The 24,102-nt window shown below is 66.6% G+C and carries 22 protein-coding genes, 1 tRNA gene and 1 riboswitch; of the genes, 14 read left to right on the top strand and 9 right to left on the bottom strand.

The genetic code is table 11. The features are described 5' to 3' along the window. Positions 1-132 precede the first annotated feature (132 nt). The 3 genes from ACQ754_RS06805 to ACQ754_RS06815 are packed head-to-tail and all read right to left on the bottom strand — an operon-like array spanning position 133 to position 3,635. Positions 133-915, bottom strand: a complete 783-nt coding sequence (locus tag ACQ754_RS06805; RefSeq protein ID WP_440996248.1) for an enoyl-CoA hydratase — start codon at positions 913-915, stop codon at positions 133-135. Continuing rightward, the gene (locus ACQ754_RS06810) at positions 912-2,072 is read right to left on the bottom strand and encodes an acyl-CoA dehydrogenase family protein (RefSeq protein ID WP_440996249.1); all 1,161 of its coding nucleotides are present in this window, start codon (positions 2,070-2,072) and stop codon (positions 912-914) included. The genes ACQ754_RS06805 and ACQ754_RS06810 overlap by 4 nt, the downstream gene beginning before the upstream one ends. 60 nt (positions 2,073-2,132) lie before the next feature. Then, entirely contained in the window at positions 2,133-3,635 is a 1,503-nt protein-coding gene (locus tag ACQ754_RS06815) for a CoA-acylating methylmalonate-semialdehyde dehydrogenase (RefSeq protein ID WP_440996250.1), read from the bottom strand. Positions 3,636-3,838: 203 nt separating this feature from the next. Between ACQ754_RS06815 and ACQ754_RS06820 the strand changes: the two genes are divergently transcribed. The 11 genes from ACQ754_RS06820 to ACQ754_RS06870 all read left to right on the top strand — a co-directional run bounded on the left by ACQ754_RS06820 (position 3,839) and on the right by ACQ754_RS06870 (position 15,515). Next, positions 3,839-4,609 (top strand): SDR family NAD(P)-dependent oxidoreductase, encoded by a 771-nt coding sequence (locus ACQ754_RS06820; RefSeq protein ID WP_440996251.1) that lies wholly within the window; start codon positions 3,839-3,841, stop codon positions 4,607-4,609. A 344-nt stretch (positions 4,610-4,953) separates the two neighbouring features. Next, positions 4,954-5,757 carry an ABC transporter ATP-binding protein gene (locus tag ACQ754_RS06825; protein WP_440996252.1) on the top strand — a complete coding sequence of 268 codons (804 nt, stop codon included), beginning with the start codon at positions 4,954-4,956 and terminating at the stop codon, positions 5,755-5,757. Next, a complete protein-coding gene (locus ACQ754_RS06830) occupies positions 5,757-7,721 on the top strand; it encodes a long-chain fatty acid--CoA ligase (protein ID WP_440996253.1) in 1,965 nt (654 codons plus the stop codon). The genes ACQ754_RS06825 and ACQ754_RS06830 overlap by 1 nt, the downstream gene beginning before the upstream one ends. Positions 7,722-7,742: 21 nt before the next feature. Then, complete coding sequence (locus ACQ754_RS06835) at positions 7,743-8,636, top strand: branched-chain amino acid ABC transporter permease (protein ID WP_440996254.1); 894 nt, start codon at positions 7,743-7,745, stop codon at positions 8,634-8,636. Positions 8,637-8,660: 24 nt separating this feature from the next. Then, entirely contained in the window at positions 8,661-9,725 is a 1,065-nt protein-coding gene (locus tag ACQ754_RS06840; RefSeq protein WP_440996255.1) for a branched-chain amino acid ABC transporter permease, read from the top strand. Between the two features lie 64 nt (positions 9,726-9,789). Further along, positions 9,790-11,031: an ABC transporter substrate-binding protein gene (locus ACQ754_RS06845; RefSeq protein ID WP_440996256.1), complete on the top strand. Its 1,242-nt coding sequence runs from the start codon at positions 9,790-9,792 to the stop codon at positions 11,029-11,031. Positions 11,032-11,088: 57 nt separating this feature from the next. Then, complete coding sequence (locus ACQ754_RS06850) at positions 11,089-11,910, top strand: ABC transporter ATP-binding protein (RefSeq protein WP_440996257.1); 822 nt, start codon at positions 11,089-11,091, stop codon at positions 11,908-11,910. Between the two features lie 10 nt (positions 11,911-11,920). Further along, complete coding sequence (locus ACQ754_RS06855; protein WP_440996258.1) at positions 11,921-13,159, top strand: phenylacetate--CoA ligase family protein; 1,239 nt, start codon at positions 11,921-11,923, stop codon at positions 13,157-13,159. Positions 13,160-13,371: 212 nt separating this feature from the next. Beyond that, on the top strand, positions 13,372-14,121 hold the full coding sequence (locus ACQ754_RS06860) for an electron transfer flavoprotein subunit beta/FixA family protein (RefSeq protein WP_440996259.1): 750 nt from the start codon (positions 13,372-13,374) through the stop codon (positions 14,119-14,121). A 2-nt stretch (positions 14,122-14,123) separates the two neighbouring features. After that, positions 14,124-15,068 carry an electron transfer flavoprotein subunit alpha/FixB family protein gene (locus tag ACQ754_RS06865; RefSeq protein WP_440996260.1) on the top strand — a complete coding sequence of 315 codons (945 nt, stop codon included), beginning with the start codon at positions 14,124-14,126 and terminating at the stop codon, positions 15,066-15,068. Between the two features lie 222 nt (positions 15,069-15,290). Next, positions 15,291-15,515 carry a hypothetical protein gene (locus ACQ754_RS06870; protein WP_440996261.1) on the top strand — a complete coding sequence of 75 codons (225 nt, stop codon included), beginning with the start codon at positions 15,291-15,293 and terminating at the stop codon, positions 15,513-15,515. 96 nt (positions 15,516-15,611) lie between these two features. Here ACQ754_RS06870 and ACQ754_RS06875 read toward each other — a convergent pair whose 3' ends face one another. The 5 genes from ACQ754_RS06875 to glnH all read right to left on the bottom strand — a co-directional run bounded on the left by ACQ754_RS06875 (position 15,612) and on the right by glnH (position 19,785). Next, positions 15,612-16,544, bottom strand: a complete 933-nt coding sequence (locus ACQ754_RS06875; RefSeq protein WP_440996262.1) for a MurR/RpiR family transcriptional regulator — start codon at positions 16,542-16,544, stop codon at positions 15,612-15,614. A 7-nt stretch (positions 16,545-16,551) separates the two neighbouring features. Continuing rightward, positions 16,552-17,592 (bottom strand): C45 family autoproteolytic acyltransferase/hydolase, encoded by a 1,041-nt coding sequence (locus tag ACQ754_RS06880; RefSeq protein WP_440996263.1) that lies wholly within the window; start codon positions 17,590-17,592, stop codon positions 16,552-16,554. 10 nt (positions 17,593-17,602) lie between these two features. After that, on the bottom strand, positions 17,603-18,331 hold the full coding sequence (gene glnQ, locus ACQ754_RS06885; RefSeq protein WP_440996264.1) for a glutamine ABC transporter ATP-binding protein GlnQ: 729 nt from the start codon (positions 18,329-18,331) through the stop codon (positions 17,603-17,605). Beyond that, the gene (gene glnP, locus ACQ754_RS06890; RefSeq protein ID WP_440996265.1) at positions 18,328-18,984 is read right to left on the bottom strand and encodes a glutamine ABC transporter permease GlnP; all 657 of its coding nucleotides are present in this window, start codon (positions 18,982-18,984) and stop codon (positions 18,328-18,330) included. Before glnP ends, glnQ begins: the two co-directional genes overlap by 4 nt. 66 nt (positions 18,985-19,050) lie before the next feature. Then, positions 19,051-19,785, bottom strand: a complete 735-nt coding sequence (glnH, locus tag ACQ754_RS06895) for a glutamine ABC transporter substrate-binding protein GlnH (protein ID WP_440996266.1) — start codon at positions 19,783-19,785, stop codon at positions 19,051-19,053. A gap of 215 nt (positions 19,786-20,000) precedes the next feature. On the opposite strand from glnH, the gene ACQ754_RS06900 reads away from it, so the two are divergent. Continuing rightward, positions 20,001-21,770, top strand: coding sequence for a PHA/PHB synthase family protein (locus tag ACQ754_RS06900; RefSeq protein WP_440996267.1), 1,770 nt, complete (start codon positions 20,001-20,003; stop codon positions 21,768-21,770). A gap of 53 nt (positions 21,771-21,823) precedes the next feature. Next, a riboswitch (cobalamin riboswitch) is annotated at positions 21,824-21,959 on the top strand. Positions 21,960-22,049: 90 nt separating this feature from the next. Beyond that, positions 22,050-22,481, top strand: a complete 432-nt coding sequence (locus tag ACQ754_RS06905) for a hypothetical protein (protein ID WP_440996268.1) — start codon at positions 22,050-22,052, stop codon at positions 22,479-22,481. A gap of 122 nt (positions 22,482-22,603) precedes the next feature. Here ACQ754_RS06905 and ACQ754_RS06910 read toward each other — a convergent pair. After that, a tRNA-Ser gene (locus ACQ754_RS06910) sits at positions 22,604-22,675 on the bottom strand. A 137-nt stretch (positions 22,676-22,812) separates the two neighbouring features. Here ACQ754_RS06910 and ACQ754_RS06915 point away from each other — a divergent pair. Then, on the top strand, positions 22,813-24,030 hold the full coding sequence (locus ACQ754_RS06915; protein WP_440996269.1) for a tyrosine-type recombinase/integrase: 1,218 nt from the start codon (positions 22,813-22,815) through the stop codon (positions 24,028-24,030). Positions 24,031-24,102: the final 72 nt, after the last annotated feature.

Raw genomic sequence — 24,102 nt, forward strand, 5'->3', positions numbered from 1 at the left:
CCTCTGCAGGCGATCCGGCGGGGTGGCCCCGCCGTTACCGGATGAAGCGCCTTGCGGCGCGGCGGCTGTAGTGGGAGCCGGCCTCACCGTCGAGCGGCGGGCCCGGTCCGGTCGCGCGGGGCGGGCTCCCGCCTAACGATTCTTCCACTGCGGCGCGCGCTTCTCCAGGAAGGCGTTGACCCCCTCGCGCTGGTCTTCGGTGTCGAACAGCCGCACGAAGCGCTCGCGCTCATCCGGGAGGTTGTCCGCCATGGGCCGGAACTGGGCGGCGTCGATCAGCGCCTTGCAGTGGGCCACCGCGGGCGGGCTCTGGTTGGCCACCTGCCCGGCGAGCTCCAGGGCGCGCTCAAGGGCCCCGCCGGTGGCCGCGGTTTCCTCTATCAGCCCGATCCGCAGGGCGGTCTCGGCGTCCAGCTGCTCGCCGCACAGGATGATGCGCTTGGCCCAGCCCTCGCCCACCAGCCGGGGCAGGCGCTGGGTGCCGCCGGCGCAGGGCAGCAGGCCCACCTTGGCCTCCGGAAGGGCCAGCTTCACCTGCTCCTCGGCGATGCGGGTGTCGCAGGCCAGCGCCACCTCCAGGCCGCCGCCCATGGCGAAGCCGTTGATGGCGGCGATGGTGACGCCGCGGAAACCCGCCAAGGCCTCGAAGGCCTCGCCGAAGCGCCGCGCCATCTCCGCGGCCACCGCCGGGACGCCGTCGGCGAAGGCCTTGAGGTCGGCGCCCGCGGAGAAGAACTTCTCGCCGGCGCCGGTGAGGACCAGGGCATAGACGTCCCGGTCCGCGGCCAGCTCCCCCACCAGGCGCTTGAGGTCCATGAGCCCCTCCCGGGTCCAGGTATTGGCCGGGGGGTTGTCCATGGTCACCAGGGCGGTATGGCCCCGGTGTTCCACGCGGAGGTTGGTGTAGTCGCTCATCGAATGGTCTCCATGGCATGGTCGGCGAGCATGCGCCGGCCGATGATCAGTCGCATGATCTCGTTGGTGCCCTCCAGGATCTGGTGGACCCGGGTGTCGCGGACGTGGCGTTCCAGCGGGTACTCGCGGATGTAGCCGTAGCCGCCGTGGATCTGCAGCGCCTCATTGCACACCCGAAAGCCCACGTCCGTGGCGAAGCGCTTGGCCATGGCGCAGTAGGTGGTCAGCTCCGGGTCGCCGTGGTCCAGGCGCCAGGCGGCGTGGCGGACCATCTGCCGGGCGGCGACGAGCTCCGTGGCCATGTCCGCGAGCTTGAACTGCAGGGCCTGGAAGTCCGCCAAGGGTCGCCCGAACTGGCGACGCTCGTGCATATAGCCGCCCGCGGCGGCCAGCGCCGCCTGGGCGGTGCCCACCGAACAGGTGGCGATGTTGATGCGCCCGCCATCCAGGGCCTTCATGGCCAGCCGGAAGCCGTGCCCCTCCTCGGCCAGCAGGTTCTGGGCGGGGACCCGGACGTCGTCGAAGGTGATGGAGCGGGTGGGCTGGCTGTTCCAGCCCATCTTCTCCTCCTTGCGCCCATAGGTAATGCCGTCGAGGTCCGCCGGCACGGCGAATGCCGAGATCCCCGCCGCCCCCTCGCCGCCGGTGCGCGCCATGACCACCAGGACGTCGGTGTCGCCGGCACCGGAACTGAACACCTTGCCGCCGTTGAGGATGTAGTGGTCGCCGTCGCGGCGGGCACTGGTGCGCAGGCTCGCCGCGTCCGATCCGGCGCCGGGCTCGGTGAGGCAGTAGGAGCCCAGCCGCTGTCCGCTGGTCAGGGTCTCGCCCCACTCGCCGACCACCGCCTCGCCGCCGAAGGTAGTGATCATCCAGGTGACCATGTTGTGGATGGTGAGGAAGGCTGCCGTGGAGGTGCACCCCCCGGCCAGCTCCTCGAAGATGATGGCGGCGTCCAGTCGTGATAGCCCCAACCCGCCCGCGGCCTCGGGGGCGTAGATGCCGCAGAAGCCGAGCTCGCCCGCCTGGGCGAGGACGTCGGTGGGGAAGTGTGCCTCGGCGTCCCAGCGTGCGGCGTTGGGGGCGAGCTCGTTGGCGGCGAACTCGCGCGCCGCCTCCTGGAAGGCGAGCTGCTCGTCAGTGAGTGCGAAGTCCATGGGCGCTGATCCCTCCTCCTCTCGTGCCCGGTGACGCCCCCGTTAGCGGGGGCGCCGGGCTCAGCCCAGGTTGATGGTCATGTTGGGGCCATGGCCGTCGGGGATGTCCGACTCGAACCAGCGCTCGATCACCGTCTTGGTTTCGGTATAGAAGCGCACCGCGTCCTGGCCGTAGGCGTGCAGGTCCCCGTAGAACGAGCCCTTGCCGCCGGTGAACGAGAAGAACGGCAGGGGCACGGGGATAGGCAGGTTCACGCCGATCTGGCCCACCTCGCACTCCCGGCGGTACTTGCGCACCGCCGCACCCGAGTCCGAGAAGATGGAAGTGCCGTTGCCGTAGGGGTTGGCGTTCACGAGCTCGATGGCCTCGTCGAGGGTGTCCACGTGGACCACGCTGAGCACCGGCCCGAAGATCTCCTCGCGGTAGCAGGTCATCTCCGAGGTGACGTTGTCGATGAGCGTCGGTCCCACCCAGTTCCCGTCCGGATAGCCCTCCACCTGGTAGCCGCGGCCGTCGAGGGGCAGCGTGGCCCCCTCGGCCTCAGCGGTGCCGATGAGGCGCTCGACGCGCTCCTTGGCGGCCGGGCTGATCAGCGGACCGTAGGCGGCGCCGGGGTCGTCGGTGGGGCCGGGATGGGTGCGCTCGAAGCCGGCCTTCAGGTCGTGGACCCAGTCCCGTGTTTCCTCGCCGACGAGCACCACCACGGAGATCGCCATGCAACGCTGGCCGGCGGCGCCGCAGGCCGCGCCCACCAGGGCGTTGACGGTCTGCTCCCGGTTGGCGTCGGGCATCACCACGGAGTGGTTCTTGGCGCCGACCATGCACTGTACACGCTTTAGATGGTGGCTTGCGGTACGGTAGATGTGCTGGCCCACCGGTGCCGAGCCCACGAAGGAGACGGCCTTGATGTCCGGATGGGTGAGCAGGGTGTCCACTTGCTCCTTGCGGCCATGGACGACCTGTAGCAACCCGTCGGGGAAGCCCGCCTCCTGCCAGAGCTCGGCCAGGCGCATCGGGGTAAGCGGGTCCTGTTCCGAGGGCTTCAGTACGAAGCTGTTGCCGCAGGCCACCGCCAGCGGGAACATCCAAAGCGGGATCATGGCCGGGAAGTTGAACGGGGTGATGCCGGCGCACACGCCCAGCGGCTCGCGGAAGCTCTCGGTATCCACGCCGCCGGCCACTTGCGCCATGGCGTCGCCGAGCAGGTGGGTCGGCACGCCTATGGCATGCTCGACCACCTCGATGCCGCGCCAGACATCGCCCTTGGCATCGCCGAAGGTCTTGCCCGTCTCCTCGGCCAGGATGTGGGCGATGTCCTCCTGGTGCTCCTTGAGCAGGGCCTGGTAGCGCATCAGGTAGCGGGCCCGCTCGGAGACGGAGACATCCGCCCAGGACTTCTGCGCCGCCTTGGCGTCGGCGATGGCCCGGGCCATCTCGTCATCGGTGGCCACCGGCGCCCGGGCGATGACCTCGTTGGTGGCGGGATTGGTGACGTCGATCCACTCGTTCGCCTCGCTGTCGACGAAGCGACCTTCGATGAATAAGGGGACGGTTCGCGTCATGGGAGCACCTGTCGCGTTATCGTGGCGTCATGCCCTGGCTCGGGAGCTTGTGACCCGGCCCGGGGCTACGGGAACCATTCTAGTGACGTTTACGTTAACGTCAATTTGCGGGAATCTTTCACGCGTCAATTTTCTGGACGGGCGAGCATTAACCCATTAAAGGTATGCGCGCCTGACACACGGCAACGAAGGAGCAGACGACGATGAACATCGATGGGAAGGTCTTCCTGGTGACCGGTGCCGGATCGGGGCTCGGTGGTGCCAGCGCCAGGGAGCTCGTGGGCGGCGGGGCGCGGGTGGCGCTCGCCGATATCAACGCCGAGGCCACCGAGTCCCTGGCCGCAGAGCTCGGCGAGGCCGCGGTGGCCGTGGTGGCCGACGTCACTGACGAGGCGGCCGTGCAGGCCGCCGTGGACCGTACGGTCTCTGCCTTTGGCGGTGTGCACGGGGTGGTGAACTGCGCCGGCATCGTCCATGGCGAGCGGGTGCTGAACAAGTCCGCCGAGCCCCATGCCCTGGAGAGCTTCTCCCGGGTCATCCAGATCAACCTTGTGGGGACCTTCAACGTGCTACGCGTCGCCGCCGCGGCGATGGCGGGCAACGAGCCGGACGCCGAGGGCGAGCGGGGGGTGATCATCAATACCGCCTCCGTGGCCGCCTACGACGGCCAGGTGGGGCAGGCGGCCTATTCCGCCTCCAAGGCCGGTGTGGCGGGGATGACCCTGCCGCTGGCCCGGGATCTGGCTGACCGTGGGATCCGCGTGATGACTATCGCTCCCGGCATCTTCGAGACGCCAATGATGGCGAGCCTGCCCGAGAAGGTGCGGGCGAGCCTCGGCGAGCAGACCCCGTTCCCGCCACGCCTCGGCCGGGCGGTGGAGTATGCGGCCCTGGTGCGCCACATCTGCGAGAATGTCATGTTAAACGGCGAGGTGATCCGCCTCGACGGTGCCATCCGCATGGCGCCGCGCTGAGCCACCCCGGGGTGGGCGCCGGCGTGGTGCCCGCCCCTTCCCTGAACCCCGAACTGGGCCCGCGATGAGCTGTTGCGCTCCGGTGGGCGCTTGAATTAACGTTTACGTAAACGTAAGCTCATTACGTCGGCAGAGGGTGACACCACCATCCCATCAAGTCACCCCGCCGCCGGGTGGTCCGCGGGCCACCCTATAGGAGGAGGAGAGGTGCCGGCGTGAGGGAATCGCGTCGGTTTCCCGCCAGCTTGCGGTGTTGCGGCCCGTCGCGGCCACCGCGGCCGAACAAGGCGCCTCTCCCGGGGAGTCCACCGGCGGCAAGGGTCGCCGAGGCAGGGGAGTTCGGCATGGCTGAATCCGGGAACGGGGATGTCATCCTGAATATCGATGACATCACGCTGTCATTCGGTGGCGTGAAGGCGCTCCGCAACGTCAGCCTCGACGTCCACGACAACGAGATGTTCTCCATCATCGGCCCCAACGGCGCCGGCAAGACCTCCTTGCTTAACTGCATCTCAGGGCGCTATCACCCGCAGCAGGGTCGGATCCGATTTCAGGGGCGCGATATCATCGGGCTGCGGCCGAACCGGCGCTGTGAGCTCGGCATAGGTCGCACCTTCCAGAACCTCGCCCTATACGATCACATGAGCGTGCTCGACAACATCATGGTCGGGCGCCATCACCATCTGCGGAACAACTTCTTCACGGGTTCCCTTTACTGGCTGTCCGGGGCCCAGCGCGAGGAGCTTGATCACCGCGCCGAGGTGGAGGACATCATTGACTTCCTCGAGATCGCGCATATTCGCAAGTCGGTGGCGGGGACGCTGTCCTACGGGCTGCGCAAGCGCGTTGAGCTCGCCCGGGCGATCGCGCTGCGGCCGCGGCTGATCCTCCTCGACGAGCCCATGGCGGGCATGAACCACGAGGAGAAGGAGGACATGGCGCGCTATATCGTCGATGTGAACGAGGAGTGGGGCATTACCGTGATCATGATCGAGCACGACATGGGCGTGGTCATGGACCTCTCCCACCGGGTGGCGGTGCTCGACTTCGGCGAGAAGATCGGCGATGGGGTGCCCGACGAAATCATGGCCAATCCCCGCGTCCGTGAAGCCTATCTCGGCGAGGAAGACAGCGCGGAGGTGGCGTGATGAGCGAGCGAGCCATGGAGCTGCCGGATATCGGCGAGCACGACACCTTCCCCAAGCTGCTCGCCTACAACGCCGCGCACTGGCCCGATGAGGTGGCCATGCGTGAGAAGGAATTCGGCATCTGGATGGAGTACACCTGGCGGGACTACGAAACCGCGGTGCGCCGCTTTGCCCTGGGGTTGCGCAGCCTTGGTGTCGACCGCGGCGACAGCGTCTGCATCATCGGTGGCAACCGCCCGGAATGGATCCACTGCGAGGTCAGCGCCCACGTCCTCGGGGCCATGAGCCTCGGCATGTATCAGGATAGCCTCAATGAGGAGGTTGCCTATCTGATCAACTATGCCGAGGCACCGGTAGTGATGTGCGAGGACGAGGAGCAGGTGGACAAGGCGCTGGAGATCACCGAGCAGTGCCCCTGTGTGAAGCACATCATCTACCACGACCCCCGGGGGATGCGGAAATACGATGACCCGCGGTTGATCAGCCAGGAGCGGCTCTTCGAGCTCGCCGACGAGCTCGACCGCGAGGGCCCGGAGCTCTACCGGGAACTGGTGGCGGCGACCAACGGTGACGACGTCGCCATGCTTATCACCACCTCCGGGACGACCTCCAAGCCCAAGCTCTCGATGATGCAGGCGGGTCCCTTCCTGGATCACTGCATGGCGTACCTGCGCGCCGACCCCAAGTATCCGGACGACAACTACGTCTCGGTGCTGCCGCTGCCCTGGATCATGGAGCAGGTCTACGCGGTGGCGGAGTCGCTGCTCAGCCGCATCACGGTGAACTTCGTCGAGGCCACCGAGACCATGATGTCCGATCTCCGCGAGATCGGGCCCAACTTCGTGCTGCTCGCGCCCCGTGTGTGGGAGACCATTGCCGCCGACGTCAAGGCGCGGATGATGGATGCGACGCCCTTCAAGCGGCGCATGTTCGATCTGGGCATGAAGCTCGGCATGGAGGCGGTGGAGCGCGGCGAGCACTCGCGGCTCGCGCACTGGATTTTGTTCCGGGCGCTCAAGGATCGCCTCGGCTTCTCGTACCTGCGTTCAGCGGCCACCGGCGGGGCCGCCCTCGGCCCGGATACCTTTAAGTTCTTCCTGGCCATGGGCGTGCCGCTGCGCCAGCTCTACGGCCAGACCGAGCTCGCCGGCGCCTACACCATCCACCGCGGCGATGACATCGACTACGACACCGTCGGCGTGCCCTTCGACAACGCCGAGGTGGTCATCGACAAGCCGGACGAGAATGGCGTCGGCGAGATCGTCGCCCGCAACTCGGGGATGTTCCTCGGTTTCTACAAGAACGAGAAGGCCACCGCCGAGGACGTCCGTGATGGCTGGATGTATACCGGCGACGCCGGCTACTTCAAGAAGGAGAACGGCCACTTGGTGGTCATTGACCGGGTCAAGGACCTGGCCACTACCTCCCACGGTGACCGGTATTCGCCCCAGTTCATCGAGAACAAGCTCAAGTTCTCCCCGTTCATCGCCGAGGCGGTGATCCTCGGTCATGAGCGCCCGTATCTGGCGGCGATGATCTGCATCCGCTACGGCATTGTTGCCAAGTGGGCGGAGCAGCGCGGCATCTCCTTCACCAACTACACCAACCTCTCCGCCCAGCCGGAGGTCTATGACCTGATCCGGTCGGAAGTGGAGCAGGTCAACGCGAGCCTCCCGGAGTGGCAGCGCATCCGTAAGTTCCTGCTGCTCTACAAGGAGCTGGACCCCGACGACGGCGAGCTCACCCGCACCCGCAAGGTCCGCCGGGGGGTTATCCAGGAGAAATACCAAGAGATCATCGACGCCATCTATGGCGACCTGGACCACGTGCACGTGGATACGGTGATCACCTTCCAGGATGGCACCACCTCGCGGATCCGCACCGATCTGCGGCTGGTGGATCTGGCCCCCGAGACCGGGGTGGTGGAGGCGGGCGGTAACAAGCGCGCCGCTGGCGCGGCTTGAGCCTTACCGGAGGAGAGGACGATGAACTGGGCACTACTCGGACAGCTTCTGGTCAACGGCGTCATCGTCGGCACCCTCTACGGGGTGGTGGCGATGTGCTTCATCCTCATCTACAAATCCACCCAGGTGGTGAATTTCGCCCAGGGCGAGTTCCTGCTCATCGGGGCCTGGGTCTGCTGGGCGTTGCTGGTGTATTTCCAGTTGCCGTTCTGGCTGGGCTTCCTGGTCACCCTGGCGTTCATGTTCGTCTTCGGTGTACTGCTTCAGGTGGTGGTCTTACGGCCGATGATCGGCGAGCCCATTATCTCCGTGATCATGCTCACCATCGGGCTGTCGATGTTCCTGCAGGCCCTGCTGTCGTGGATCTTCGGCGAGTTCGCCAAGCCCTTTCCCCAGGTATTCGATATCGAGAAGGTGAATATCCTCGGGCTCAATGTGCAGAGCGCCTACATCATGAGCCTGGTGATCTCGCTGCTGATCATGGTGGGCTTCTTCTTCTTCTTCAAATACTCACGCATGGGGCTTGCCATGCGGGCCACTGCCTTCGATCAGCAGGTGGCCCAGAGCCTGGGCATTTCGGTGAAGCACGTCTTCGCCCTGTCCTGGGCGATCTCCGCCATGGTCTCGGCGCTCGCCGGCGTGGTGGTGGGCATGGTCAACGGGGTGTCCTCGGCACTGTCATTCATCGGCATCAAGGTCTTTCCCGCCGCCATTGTCGGCGGGCTGGATTCCATCGTCGGCGGCGTGGTCGGCGGGCTGATCATCGGGTTGCTGGAGAACTTCGCCGAGTTTGTGGACACCCAGTGGCTGGGCTGGGGCAACCTCTACGAGATCGCGCCGTTCTACGTGCTGGTGATCATCCTGATGATCAAACCCTACGGGCTATTCGGCACCAAGGACATCGAACGCATCTGATAACCGGCGAGGAGGAGAGAGGGCATGGCGCTCAGCGCGGACAGCATGCGGTGCGGCGAGTTTCGCACCACCTATAAGGCGGACACCACCATTTTCCCCACGCCCATGTCGCGGAACTTCGCCATCGCCGGCGTGGTGTTGCTGCTGCTTGCGCCCCTGGTGCTCAGCAGCTACCAGCTTAACCTGCTGATCCAGATCGGCTACTACGGTATCGCCGCCCTGGGGCTGAACATCCTGGTGGGGTTCTCGGGGCAGATCTCGCTGGGCCACGGCGCGTTCTTCGGCTTCGGGGCCTTCGCCTCGGCCTGGCTGTACAACACCACCGGCATACCGGTGATCTTGTGCATCCCCCTCGCCGGCGTGCTGACCACCGCCGTGGGCATGATCGTCGGCATCCCGGCGATGCGCATCAAGGGGCTGTACCTCGCCATCGCCACGCTCGCGGCGCAGTTCATCCTCGAGGACTTCTTCAGCCGCGCGGCCTGGTTCACCGGCGGTTCCGCCGGCGCAATGGCCGAGCCGCTGTCCCTGTTCGGCTATACGTTCATGAGTGACGAGCGCTATTTTTACATCGTGCTCGCCTTCGTGGTCGTGATGTACCTGCTCGGCGCCAACCTCCTGCGCAGCCGCGACGGCCGGGCCTTCGTCGCCGTCCGTGATCACTACCTCTCCGCCGAGATTATGGGGATCAACCTCAGCAAGTACCGGGTGCTCGCCTTCGGTGTGGCCTCGTTCTATGCGGGCGTCGGCGGGGCGTTGTTCGCCCACTACCTGAGCTTCGTCTCGGCGGAGGGCTTTACCATCGTGCTGTCCATCCAGTTCCTCGGCATGATCATCATCGGTGGTCTCGGCTCGGTGATGGGCACGCTCATGGGCACGGCCTTTATGGTGCTGCTGCCGGAGGTCATGGAGTGGAGCTCGGGTGCGGTGAGCGTGGTCTTCCCTGGCTTCAGCCAGGGGCTGTCATACCTCCGCGAGATGGCCATTGGTCTGGCCATCGTGCTGTTCCTGATCTTCGAGCCGGATGGCCTCGCCCACCGCTGGAAGCTCATCAAGGCCTACTGGAAGCTCTATCCTTTCTCATACTGACAACCACCAAGCAACGGGCACTCGCCCGAATTACGCCAACCACGCTAGTGGAGGAGAGAGAAGCATGATCCGTACTACCACCATTGCACTGTCGGCGGCGGCGGCCCTCGGCCTGGCGGCCGGCGCTCAGGCCCAGGAGTCTATCCCCGTCGGCCACATCGCCGCCTATACCGGGGCGACCTCGTCGGTGGGCAAGGTCTACGGCCAGGGTGTCGAGGACGCCATCGCCTACATCAATGACCAGGGCGGCATCAATGGCCGCATGATCGACAAGGACACCGTGGACTATGGCTACGAGGCGCCCCGCGCCATCGCCACCTACAAGCGTTGGACCGGCTCCGACAACCCGCCGCCGGTGATCCAGGGCTGGGGCACCGCGGACACCGAGGCGCTGGTGCGCTTCGTCGCCCGCGATGAGATCGTGTACATGTCCGCCTCCTATTCCGGGCACCTGACCGACCCCACCGGGAAGTCGGAGCACACCAAGAACCCCGCCCCGTACAACTTCTTCTACGGACCCTCCTATACCGACGGCTGCCGGGCGATGGTGTCCTGGGCCAAGCAGGACTGGGCGGACCGGGGCGAGGACGGAACCCCGAAGTGGGTGCACATGGGCGACAACCACCCCTACCCCAACGCCCCCAAGGCGGCCTGCTCACAGTACGCCGAGAACCAGGGTTTCGAGGTGCTGAATCCCATCGTCTACTCGCTCGCCCCGGGGGACTTCAAGGCGCAGTGCCTGTCGCTCCAGGACGCGGATGCCGACTACGCATACCTGGCCAACACCTCGGGCTCCAACATCTCGTTGCTCAAGGCCTGTGACACGGTGGATGTCGATGTGCAGTTCGTCTCCAATGTCTGGGGTTTCGACGAGCTGGCGGCGCCGGCGGCGGAGGCCGCGGGTGACGGCATCGTCTTCCCGGTAGGCGCGGCACAGTGGGGCGCGGATGTCCCCGGCATGGACACCATCGAGGAGATCTCCCAGATGTCCGGCGGTGGCGAGCGGGCCCTGCACTATATGCGTGGTGCCTGCTCGGTGTACTTCATGCGTGACGCCATGCTCATGGCGGCCGAGGACGGCGATATTACCGGTCCACGGGTGAAGGCTGCCCTGGAGAGCATGCGCAGCCACGTGCCGGAGGGCATGAAGGGTGTCTGCCTGCCGCACACCTGGACCAACGAGAATCACCGCGGGACCACCGAGGTGATGGTCTACCAGAACGAGTGGAAGGGGGGCGGCGACTTCGAGCTCAACAAGCTGACCACTGTCGACCTGCCACGCCGGGACGACTGGCTCGGCTGGTGACGGCCCGGGGCGGGGCGTGCGAGCGCCCCGCCCGCTGAATCCGAGGAGGTAGGCACGATGTCACAACCCGCTGAGGCGTTCACCGCGGAGCCGGTGCTTTCCGTTAACAATGTCGAGGTGGTCTACGACGACGTCATCCTGGTGCTGCGCGGGGTCTCCATGGGGGTGGCCAAGGGGCAGGTCGTGGCCCTTCTCGGCGCCAACGGCGCCGGCAAGTCCACCACCCTGAAGGCCATCTCCGGGCTGCTCCATAGCGAGGATGGCGAGATCACCCGCGGCAACATCTCCTTCGAGGGGGAAACCGTCAGCGACCGACCGCCGGAGGAGATCGTGCGACGCGGGATCTTCCAGGTCATGGAGGGTCGGCGGGTGATCGAGGACATGACGGTGGTGGAGAACCTCCGACTCGGTGCCTTCACCCGCCGGGACCGGGAGGCGGTGAAGACCGACATGGATATGGTCTTCGAGTACTTCCCCCGCCTGCGCGAGCGCTCCGGCGGTCTGGCCGGCTACCTCTCCGGCGGCGAGCAGCAGATGCTGGCCATCGGCCGGGCGCTGATGGCCCGCCCGCGGATGCTGCTCCTCGACGAGCCGTCCATGGGGCTGTCGCCCATGCTGGTCAAGGAGGTGTTCTCCATTATCGGGCGGATCAACCGCGAGCAGGGGCTGACCATGCTGCTGGTGGAGCAGAACGCCAACTATGCCCTGCGGATGTGCGACTACGGCTACATCATGGAGAACGGCAAGATCGTCCTCGACGGCAGCCGCGATGAGCTGCTCAACAACGAGGACGTCAAGGAATCCTACTTGGGTGGCGGCGAAGAGCGCCGTTCATTCAAGAACCTCAAGAGCTACAAGCGGCGCAAGCGCTGGCTGTAACGGAGCGGCAATGACCGGTTTCTACGATGAATTGGAGACGCGCAGCGTGGCGGCGCGCGCCGAGGCGATGGCGGAGGCCCTTCCCCGCCAGGTGCGCCAGGCGCGCGAGCGCGCCCCCCACTACGCCGATCGTCTCGCGGATGTGGACCCCGCGGGGGTAACCGATCGCGACGCCCTGGCGCGGCTGCCGGTGCTGCGCAAGACGGAGTTGGTGGAGCGCCAGGACGCGGCGCCGCCCTTCGGCGGGCTGACCGCCATGGGGGAGCGGGACCTGCTGCGGGTATTCCGCTCGCCGGGGCCCATCCATGAGCCGCAGTCCCGCCGCGAGGACTTCTGGCGCTTCGCCCGGGCCATGGTCGCTGCGGGCTTCGAGCGCGGCGGTGGGCTGGTGCACAACACCTTCGCCTACCATTTCACCCCCGCGGGTTTCATGTTCGACGGTGCCGCAGCCGCGTTGGGATGCCCCGTATTTCCGGCCGGCACCGGGCAGACCGAGCAACAGGTCGGAGCGATGGCCGCGCTGCGGCCGCGCTATTACACGGGAACGCCGTCGTTCCTCAACATCCTCCTCGAGAAGGCGGACGAGTTGGGCGAGGACGTGGGCTCGCTGACACATGGCCTGGTTACCGCCGAGCCGTTGCCCCCTTCACTGGTGGAGCGCTTCGCCGGCCGCGGTATCGATGTCTACCAGTGCTATGGCACCGCTGACCTGGGCCTCATCGCCTATGAGACCTCGGCCCGGGAAGGGCTGGTGGTGGACGAGGGGGTGATCGTGGAGATCGTCCGTCCCGGCACCGGTGATCCGGTCCCCGACGGCGAGGTCGGCGAGGTGGTGGTCACAACCCTGAATCCGGACTATCCCCTCATCCGTTTCGCCACCGGCGACCTCTCCGCCGTGCTCGAGGGGCCCTGTCCCACCGGCCGGACCAATCAGCGGATCCGCGGCTGGATGGGCCGCGCGGACCAGACGGCAAAGGTACGCGGGATGTTCGTGCACCCCTCCCAGGTGGATGCCCTGGTCAAGCGCCACCCCGAGCTCACTCGGGCGCGGTTGGTGGTCACGCAGCAGGAGCACCGTGACGTGATGACCCTGCACTGCGAGGCGCGGGATCGTCCGGAGGGCCTCGCCGAGGCCGTCGGCGAGTCCATCCGGGAGCTCTGCGGGCTGCGCGGCGAGGTGGCCCTGGAGGAACCGGGCACGCTTGCCAACGACGGCAAGGTCATCGACGATCAGCGCGAGTTCCGGTAGGGGCCTTCTCGAGAACGCGGGGTGCTGACAGCCATAGGGCAGGCCGCTGGGCAAACGGGGGCCATATCGGTTTACGCTAATAGCCCGTAACGGCCCGGGGTCGCTTCGCCGGGGTGTCGCAGCGGCGAAAGTCGGCGTCAGGGTTCGCGAATTGCGGGCCCACCGGCCTGCGGGATAATAAGTAACGGATACAGGAACGGACGGGAGCGATCATGAAGGTACTGGTCCCGGTCAAGCGGGTGGTGGACTACAACGTCAAGGTCCGGGTAAAGGCGGACGGCTCCGGCGTTGAGACCGCCAACGTCAAGCATTCGATGAACCCCTTCGATGAGATCGCCGTGGAGGAGGCGGTCCGGTTGAAGGAGTCGGGCAAGGTCGAGGAGATCGTCGCGGTCTCCCTGGGCGAGCAGTCGAGCCAGGAGACATTGCGCACCGCCCTGGCGATGGGTGCCGATCGTGGCATGCTCATCACCAGCGAGGAGGCGCTGCAGCCCTTGGCGGTGGCGAAGGCGTTGGCCAAAGTGGTGGAGCGCGAGGAGCCCGGGCTGGTCATTGCCGGCAAGCAGGCGATCGACGACGACGCCAATCAGACCGCGCAGATGCTCGCCGCGCTGCTCGGCTGGGGGCAGGGGACCTTTGCCTGCGGCCTCGAGCTCGAGGATGGCACCGCCACGGTGAGCCGGGAGATCGACGGGGGTACCCAGACGGTGCGTCTGAAGCTCCCGGCGGTGGTGAGCACGGACCTGCGTCTCAACGAGCCGCGCTACGTCAAGCTCCCGAACATCATGAAGGCGAAGAAGAAGCAGCTAGACGTGATCGATGCCGCCGAGCTGGGGGTGGACCTGGCGCCGCGGCTGAAGACGCTCAATGTTGCCGAGCCGCCGAAGCGCCAGGGGGGCGTGAAGGTGGATAGTGTCGCCGGGCTGGTCGAGAAACTCCGCAACGAGGCGAAGGTGATCTGAACATGAGCAACGTGCTGATCATTGCGGACCACGACAACGACACCCTGGGCGCGGCCACGCTGTCCACGGTGACCGCGGCGGCCGCCATCGGCGGGGACATCGACCTGCTGGTGGCCGGCCAAGGCAGCGAGGCAGTGGCGGAGGCGGCCTCCAAGGTACCGGGCGTCGGGCGGGTGCTCCACGCCGAGGCCGAGCACTATGCCCACCCCACCGCCGAGGACCTGGCGGCGCTGGTCACCGAGCTGGCGCGCGGGTACTCCCATGTGCTCGCCCCGGCGACCACCACCGGTAAGAACTTCCTGCCCCGGGTGGCGGCCAGCCTGGATGTGGCCATGGTCTCCGAGATCGTCGCCGTGGAGTCCGAGGACACCTTCCGGCGGCCGATCTACGCCGGCAATGCCATCGCCACGGTGCAGTCCACGGACGCCATCAAGGTGATCACCGTCCGCGCCACCGGTTTCGACCCGGCGGCCGCCGAGGGCGGCGGCGCCACGGTGGAGGCAGTGGAGGCCATGCCCCACAACGACGTTGCCGAGTTCGTCGATGAGTCGTTGACCAGCTCCGACCGCCCGGAGCTCACGGCGGCCGAGATCGTCGTCTCCGGCGGTCGCGGGGTGGGTTCCGGCGAGAACTTCGCGCTGATCGAGCGTCTGGCCGACAAGCTCGGCGCGGCAGTGGGTGCCTCGCGGGCGGCGGTGGACGCCGGGTTCGTGCCCAATGACTACCAGGTGGGCCAGACCGGCAAGATCGTTGCCCCCAAGCTCTATATCGCCGTCGGCATCAGCGGCGCCATCCAGCACCTTGCGGGCATGAAGGACTCGAAGGTGGTGGTGGCGATCAACAAGGACGAGGAGGCGCCGATCTTCGAGGTGGCGGACTACGGCCTGGTCGCCGATCTCTTCGAGGCGGTGCCGGAGCTCGAGGCCGAGCTCGACAAGGGCGGCTGAGTAAGCCGCCCGCGCGCGGCGTGTCCCCGCTCGGCGGGGATGCCCGCCCGGCGCGTGCCGGGAGACAGAGATGCCTCGCACTGGTGCATTCCTCCCGCGATGCACCACGCCTTCGCACAAGACTTGTTCAATCAGGGAGTTGTGGTCACAGCACCTAGTATGCTGCGACGCAACACAATGCGCTATGGTGGTCCCCGTCAGCGACGCAAAGGGAGCAAACCCATGGCGCAATGGTACCTGCTAAGCGGTCCGAGCGGTTCCGCCGCGCCGCAACGCGTCAAGATCCTTGCCGAAAGTCCGGAAGAGGCCGTCCGCAAGGGATGGGCCCAAGGCTTCGACCATCATTCCTGCGTGCTCGACGAGCGGACCGGCGCCCGATTGCGTCGGCTTGGCATGAGCGTTGCTTTTCTCTTTGAGGAGGCGCCGGTCATCGGCCGGCACCGCTGAGCGCCATCCACGACCACGGGGACGGGCGTCGCCTGCGGCGAAGCCCATTGGCCGGCCCCGCTGCGGGGCCGGCCCTTTCTATCTATTGCGAGCGGGTTACTCGATGTTCAGGGCCTCGAAGGCCGCTTCCCGCCGCCCGAGTGGCTCGATCAACGCCTCGCCAAGGGACGCCGCCAGCTCGGCGAGCAGTCCCTCCGCCACCATGAACAGGGCGGCCACCGGATTGAAGTAGTACGGCCCCTCGCACCGGGCGTGGAGGTTGAAGTCGCCATGGGTCCGGGCGGGGGAGGCGAAGTGATTGGTGACGGTCACCACCGTCGCGCCCCGTTCCGCCGCCAGGGCGCAGGCGTCGATGGCCAGGCGTGTTTCCGGGCGGACCGTGACCGCGATGAGGACGTCACCCTCACCGATATCGCTGATTTCCTCGGCTACGGTGAAGCCGCTGCCACCCAGGGTGGTCACCGGTTTGCCGGTGAATGCGAGGTAGTAGCCGAGGTAGTGGGCCACGCTGTAGCAGCCACGCAGGCCGAGGACGTAGAGGCGACGGGCTTGGAGTACCGCATCGCTGATTTCGGTCAGGGTACCCGGCTCGAGGGCGGCGGCCGTGTCCGCAAGGTTCTCCAGCTCCCGGGTGGCCGCCATCATCCCGGCACTATGGCCGCCGTCCGCGCTCGCTCCAGGCGCCTGGGTGCTCTCCAGCAAGCGCTGGGCCTGCTCGGTGTAGAAATGCCGGCCCTGGGCCACGGCCAGGCGGAACACCCGCTGGAAGCCTTTGAAACCGTCGAAGCCGAGGCGCCGGGCCAGGCGGCTGAGGGTGGAGGGGCTCACTCCGTGGTGACCGGCGATCCCGGCGATACTCCCCAGGGTGACCTCTTCCGGACAGGCCAGCATCTCCTCAAGCACGGCGATGCCGCGGTTGCCGAGGCGGATGGGGCCCTCGTCCCGTCGGGCCGACTCCAGGATCCGGCGCAGATCCTCGAGGGATTCCGGGGGTCGGGCGGGTGTCGGTTGCGTGGCGTATTGGCTCATGCTGGCGTCACCCGTCACTCGCTGCGCTCGGGGGAAAGCGGCGTTGTACCGCCACTCGTGCCTGCGGTGACGGCCGGAGCTCCGCCGTTATACCACCGTGCCGCAGGGTAAAGACAACCGTGGCCAGGGTGTTCTCGCGGTCCGGGTCCCCCGGGTCCGTGCGATGGATGGGCAGCCACGGGTCTCCCTGGTCGCCGAGAACGCCCAGCAGCGCGCTGGGGGCGTCGCCGGGGTCGGTCTGTGCGCACCAGCCTTCCAGTTGCTCCTGGCGGGCGGCCGATGAGGCGGTCACCCGTTGGGGGATATCGCGGCAATCGGGATGCACCAGGTGGTTGGCGTGGACCGCCACCGGCGACGCTGGACGGGCGGAGATGCGCTGGAAAGGCGCCTCCACCGAGAGCGGGGAAAGGGTGCTCGTATCCGCCATCATGAAATGGAAGCCGCCGCTGCGCTCCAGGCCGTCGAGAAGGCGGAGCGCTTCGTCTACCTCGCTGCAACCCAGCAACGCGCGGGCGGAGACCATCCGCGGGATGCCGGGCGGGTGCTCGGTCAGGCGGAGGTTGTTAACCGTGTACGCTAGCCCTGCGGCGTTCATCGCCAGCGTATGGCCGGGCAGTGAGCCGGGATAGCAGAAGGTGAAGAACGCCGGGCCGTCATCCGGCGCTGCATCCAGCGCGAAGCAAGCGTCGCGTAGCGCCGGGTCGCCATCCTCGTTGTGGGCGAGCCAGCAGCGGCCCCGTCCCTTCACTGCCACGGAACTGCAGCCCTCCGGTCCGGTGGGGGCGAGATCGCCCCGGCAGTTCCACAGCAGCACCGCCTCCAGCGGCTGCCCCAGGCCAATGGCCAGGCCTTCCAGCTCCCGCCAAATTCCCGGGAAGGCGGCGCGGATGCGGCCGGCGACGTCGTCCAGCCAGCCCGTGGGCAGCCGGCGTTGCAGCCGCCGGAAGTCATCGCCCGGGCGGATGCGTCGGACGAAGGCCTCCCGCCCGCGCTCGCCAAGCTCGCGGCCGAGGGTGTAGGGGTCGCCCCCGATGCGGAGATGATCCATCGCGCCGTGCCTACTGGATGTGGACTAGGAAGTCCGCGAAGCGCTGCGTCGGCGGCTCGCGCATGAGCTCACGGGGGTCGCCGTCCAGGGCGATGCGCCCGCCGTCCATGAACAGCAGCCGGGTGCCCACCTCCCGGGCGAAGGACATCTCGTGGGTGACCACGATCATGGTCATACCCGCCTGGGCGACCTCGCCCATCACCCGCAGCACCTCATAGCGTAGCTCCGGATCCAGCGCGGAGGTGGGCTCGTCGAACAGCATCAGGTCCGGATTGATCGCCAGCGCCCGGGCGATGGCCACCCGCTGGGCCTGCCCGCCGGAGAGCTCGTCGGGGTAGTGCTCGGCGCGGTCGGCCATGCCGACCATCTCCAGGATGGGCATGGCCGCTTCCTTGGCCCCCCGCCGGGATTTGCCGCGGACCCGTCGCAGGCCGTAGGCGACGTTGCCCAGCGCGGTCATGTGCGGGAACAGGTTGAATTGCTGGAACACCATCCCCGCCTCCCGGCGGATCTCGCGGATATTGGTGCGCGGGTCGGCGACATTCTTACCCTCCACGCGAAGGGCGCCGGAGGTGATGGGCTCCAGGGCGTTGATGCAGCGAAGCAGTGTGGACTTGCCCGAGCCCGACGGCCCGACCACGAACACCACCTCGCCCTGCTCGATGTTGAAGTCCAGGTCCCGCAGGACCACCAGGTCGCCAAAGGCCTTGGTGACGTTGTCGAATTCGACCATGCTCATAGGATCTTCATCCGTTTTTCGACCACGCGCAGGATTACGGTCATGGTCAGGGTCATGGCGAGGTAGAGCACCGCGACGGTGGACCAGATCTCCACCGCGCGAAAGGTGCTGGCCATGACCTCCTGGCCCTGTCGGGTGAGCTCGGCGACGCCGATGACGATGAACAGCGAGGTGTCCTTAAGGCTGATGATGCACTGGTTGCCCAGCGGCGGGACGAGACGTCGGAAGGCCAGGGGCCCGATGATGTCGCGGAACAACTGCCAGTTGGTGATCCCCAGGGCCTTACCGGCCTCGATGTAGCCACGGCTGATGGACAGCAGCGAGCCGCGGACGATCTCGGCGATGTAGGCGCCGGCGTTGATCACGATGGCGGCGATGGCCGAGGTCAGGGCGTCCAGGCGCATGTCCAGGAGTATCGGCATCGCGAAGTAGATGAACATCACCTGCACCACGATGGGGGTGCCGCGGATCAGCTCGATGTAGGTCATGGCGATGGCGTTGATGAGCCGGTTGCCGTAGGCCCGGGCGGTACCGGCGACCACCCCGATGAAGAAGCCGCCGAGCAGTCCCGTCACCGTGATGTAGAGCGTCAGCCGGGCGCCGGCGAGCAGCTCGGGTATCGCCTGCGGGATGACGGAGAAGTCGAATTCCATGGGATGCCTCTCGATGACGCTGTGCCCTGTGGGGCCGGCGCGGGGACTCGGCCCCGCGCCGCCGGATCACTTCGGTGGTTCGCCGAACCACTTGGCATAGATGTCGTCGTAGGTGCCGTCCTCCATGATCTCCAGCAGCGCCACGTTGACGCGGTCGCGGAGCTCGCTGCCCTCAGGGAAACCGATGCCGTAGGACTGGGCGTCCATGCTCTGCCCGACCGCCTTCACCTCGCCGTCGCCGGCGGTCTCGATGTAGTAGAAAACATTGGGGGTATCGTGGGCCGCCACGTCCACGCGGCCGGTGCGCAGTGCCAGGTAGGCATCGCCGATGTTGGGGAACTTCGTGACCCCCGCGGTCTCCAGGGAGTCGATGAAGTCCGCCGCCGCCGTGCCCTGCTTGACGCCCACCACCTTGTCGCCGAGGTCGTCCGTGCCGGAGACGTCGTCGTTGTCGGCGCGCACCATCAGCAGCACGCCGCTGTCGTAGTACGGGTGGGAGTAATCGATGACCTTCTCGCGCTCGGCGGTGATCGAGATGGCGGCCAGCGCCAGGTCCACGTTGCCCGTCTGCAGTGCGGGAATGATCCCGTTGAAGTCCATGGGCTGGAGCTCGTAATCCACGTCCAGCCGCTCGGCGACGGCCTTCCAGAGGTCGATGTCGAAGCCCTTGTACTCCCCGTCCTCCTCGAACTCGAAGGGAACGAAGGCGGTGTCGACGGCGACGAGCAGGTCTTCGGCATGGGCGGTAAGGCTCACGCCGACGCCGAGCACGGCGGCGGCGAGCATCTTCATTGGTTGCATGATCTCCTCCTCAGGCTAGTTGGACAGGCAAATATATTTGCGCAAAAAGGCCTGTCATCGACCAACTGTAGCAATAAATTTGCACATGTCTAGCCGCCGGAGGCGGCCACTGTGCTCGAACGCTGGGCGAGCGACGGCCGTAACCTTGTGCTGCTATGCAACACGGCGTATTCGTGTTAAGGAGGAGGAATATAGTGAATACGCAGGAGACAGGCATGTCCCGAGAGCAGCGCGGCAACGGCACCGGTAGCGAGCCGTTCACCCCGGAGACCTACATGGCCCACGCGCTGGACCGCGCCTTTAAGGCCGGTCTCGCCCGAAGCACCAATGGAATCACACCAGCGGGGATGGCGGGGGCGACCTTCGAGTGGCTGGCACACCTTGCCACCTCGCCGGGCAAGCAGTTGGAGCTCACCGAGCGCGCCGGGCGGCACTGGGTGCGGCTGGCGCATCATGCCGCCCGCAGCGGCGCCGGTCCAGACGAGCAACCCTGCATTGAGCCGGCACCGTCGGACCACCGGTTCGATGACGACGGCTGGTGCCGCTGGCCGTACAACCTCTTCGCCCAGGGGTTCCTGCTGCAGCAGAAATGGTGGAACGAGGCCACCACGGATATCGACGGGCTCTCTGAGCACCGTGAGCAGGTGGTGTCGTTCGCGGCGCGTCAGATGCTCGACCGCCTCTCGCCGACGAATTTCCCCTGGCTCAACCCGGAGGTGACCCGCCGCACCCTCTCGGAAGCCGGGATGAACTTCGTCCGCGGCTTCGATAACTGGGTGGAGGACTGGGAGCGCATGGTCGCCGGCGAGCCCCCCGTCGGCGCCGAGGAGTATCAGGTCGGTGAGAATGTGGCGGTGACGCCGGGCAAGGTCGTCTACCGCAACCGCCTGATCGAATTGATCCAGTACAGCCCGACCACCGAGAGCGTCCACGCCGAGCCGGTGCTCATCGTCCCGGCCTGGATCATGAAGTACTACATCCTCGATCTGTCGCCGGAGAACTCCCTGGTCCGCTATCTGGTGAGCAACGGCTACACGGTGTTCATGATCTCCTGGCGCAACCCCACCTCAGAGGAGCGTCACCTGGGCATGGACGACTACCGCAAGCTCGGCCCCATGGCGGCGCTGGATGTAATCAACGACATCGTGCCGGGTCAGAAGATCCACTCCGTGGGCTACTGCATCGGCGGGACGCTGCTCAGTATCGCTGCCGCCGCCATGGGCCGGGATCGTGACGATCGCCTGGCCTCCATGACCCATTTCGCCACCCAGGTGGACTTCAACGAGGCCGGTGAGCTGATGTTGTTCATTAGTGAGAGCGAGGTCGATCTGCTCGAGAACATGATGTGGGAGCAGGGATACCTGGACGGCCACCAAATGGCCGGGGCGTTCCAGTTGCTGCGCTCCAACGACCTGATCTGGTCGCGGATGGTGCGGGATTACCTCATCGGCGAGCGTCAGCCCATGAACGACCTCATGGCCTGGAACGCGGACCTCACCCGCATGCCTTACCGCATGCACTCGGAGTACCTGCGCCATCTGTTCCTTAATAACGAGCTGGCGACGGGGGGCTACATCGTCGACGGCCGGCCGGTAGTGATCCCCGACATCCACGTACCGATCTTCTCGGTGGGCACGGTCAAGGATCATGTCGCCCCATGGCGTTCGGTCTACAAGATCCACCTCCTCGCCGACGCCGATGAGGTCACCTTCGTGCTCACCAGCGGTGGGCATAACGCCGGCATTGTCAGCGAGCCTGGCCACCCGCGCCGGCGCTACCAGATTCACACCCACCACGAGGGCAAGCCCTATATCGATCCGGATACCTGGCAGGAGACGGTGCCGGTCGAGTCGGGCTCGTGGTGGTCCGCGTGGACCCAGTGGCTGGAGGGCCATTCTTCCGGGCGCGTGGCGCCGCCGAGCATGGGCAGCCGGCGTTATCCCCCCGTTAAGGACGCACCGGGGGACTACGTCCTGCAGCGGTAGCAATTAGCTCGCCGGCGACGGTGTGTTGCAGCTCCTCCAGCGAGTCTATATATTGTGGGTTAGTCTTCATGGGATACCCTATAAAGTGGGTATCCGGCGGGGAACACCGGTGAGAATCCGGGGCTGTCGCGCAACGGTGTGGCGAACAGGTTCGCCGAGCCCGAATACCGCCGAAGACGATCACGGGAGCCTCGCGCCAAGGTTCCCCGGAGCTGATGCCGATCGTCATCCGGGCACCCGCGCGGGCTCCTCGCCCCAGAATCAGCGCGGGAGGAGCCCATGCATACCAAAACCATCTTCGCTGACCGGTCGATCCGCCGGGACTCGGCAGCACACCACCCCGAAGCCGGGCGCCAGACCCTGGTCCTTGGTAGTCGCCTGACCGCCGGCCTGCGGTCGCTGCTGCGCCGGCTTGGGGCGGAGATCGCACCGGTGCGCTGGCCCGGGGTTACGCACCCGCCGGTGGACCGGATCACGATCCCGACGGCGGCCACCGCCCCGGAATGGCTCGATGCCGATGCCACCGACGAATTGATGGGCCTGCTCCGAGAGATGGAGCGCCTCGGCACCGCCCCGGAGTGGATGCAGCTGCTGCTGGCACGTCATCGTGCCGGAACCCTGGTGGACACTGACGGTTGCCTGGAGCTGATGGACGGCCTCACCCCGGAGGCGGTCATCTGCGGGCTGCTGCGGCTGCCGGGAAGGCGGTAAGGCATGCGAGAGACAGCGAAGCGGCATCATGCTCGCCGAGTCACGATCGAGTCACGCCGCTGGTGCGGAGTGTTGTGACCGACCGGGGGCGGAGGCGTAACCCGCTGACCGTGATAGACGATTGGTGGGCCCTGCTGGATTCGAACCAGCGACCAGCGGATTAAAAGTCCATTCAGGACCACCTGCCAATGCCCGCGTCACATGCGGCGTTTCCTCGAATAAAAACGTAAAGTCAGTAACTTACAATATGACGTTTACCGCCATTGACCGTCAAATCATTCCGATTATGCTGTGACATATCTGTGACCGCTGTGACACATCTGTGACCGCCATGCCCTCCCTGACTGACGTTCGCATCCGCAAGATGACACCGCCCGCACGCGGCCGACGGCTCGTGTTCGACGAGCATCGCGACGCGCCGAAAGGCTTCGGGCTGCGCGTCACCGCTGTCGGCAAGGTCGCCTTCGTCCTGCGCTATCTGACTAGCGGCGGCAAGGACCGGCTCCTGACCGTCGGTGAGTATCCAACCTGGAGCCTCGCGGCCGCGCGCAAGCGCGCAGCGGAGCTGCGCCGCGAGATCGACAGCGGCGCGGACATCCTGGAGCAGCGGCGGGAGGAGCGCGCGGAGCCGACCGTGACGGATGTGTCCGAGTGGTTCCTCCAGACCAAGCGGGACCGAAAGAGCTACCGCGACATTGAGGGCGCCGTGCTAGGGCACATCGTGCGGGCTCTGGGGCGGAAACGAATGCGCGAGGTGCGCCGGCGTGACGTGATCGTGTTAATTGAACGGCTTGCCGCTGGACATCCGCGCCAAGCCGGGCGCGTGCTGGTCTATGCCAAGCAGCTATTCGAGTATGCCGAAGACCGTGAGATCATCGAGGCGTCGCCGATCGCGACATTGAAATCCAGCAAAATCGGCCCCGGACTCACGGCGCGCCGCCGCGCCCGGGTGCTTCATGACGACGAGATACGCGCATTCTGGCAGGGCGTGGAGACCTGCGGGATGCACCGCCTGACCGCCTTGGCGCTCAAGCTGGTGTTGGTCACGGGCCAACGTCCCGGTGAGGTGGCCGGGATGCGCTGGGATGAGCTGGACGGCCGGCTGTGGACCATCCCCGCGGAGCGCCGCGGCAAGACCGACACCGCTCATGTGGTCCCGCTGACGGATACCGCCCTGGCGCTACTGGAGGCCGCCCGGGATGAGGTGGAGCGGCTGAGCCATCGCTACCCGCGCACGGGGGAGTACGTGTTCGAGGCCCGCCCCGGCAGCGCCTTGACGAATCTGGCGATCAGCCGGGCCGCCAGCCGTTACGCCGACGCACTGGGGAACCGGGACGCGGAAACCTGGGGCCATTGGACGCCGCATGATCTGCGGCGAACCTGCCGCACCGGGCTGGCCGCTATCGGCGTTGATGAGGTGGTCGCTGAGGTGACCATCGGTCATACCCGCAAGGGCATCGCCGCGGTCTATGACCTGCATCGCTATGACCGGGAGAAGCGGGCTGCCCTGGCGGCATGGGAGCGGCGGCTGTTGCAGGTCGTCGGGTAGAACTACCGTTCATCTGGAAAACCCTACCGTTTGTCATGGCTCTACGCCGCAAACCCCGCCGTCTGGCCCCCA

Source organism: Arhodomonas sp. SL1 (assembly GCF_052060015.1).
In the GTDB taxonomy this organism is placed as follows: domain Bacteria; phylum Pseudomonadota; class Gammaproteobacteria; order Nitrococcales; family Nitrococcaceae; genus Arhodomonas.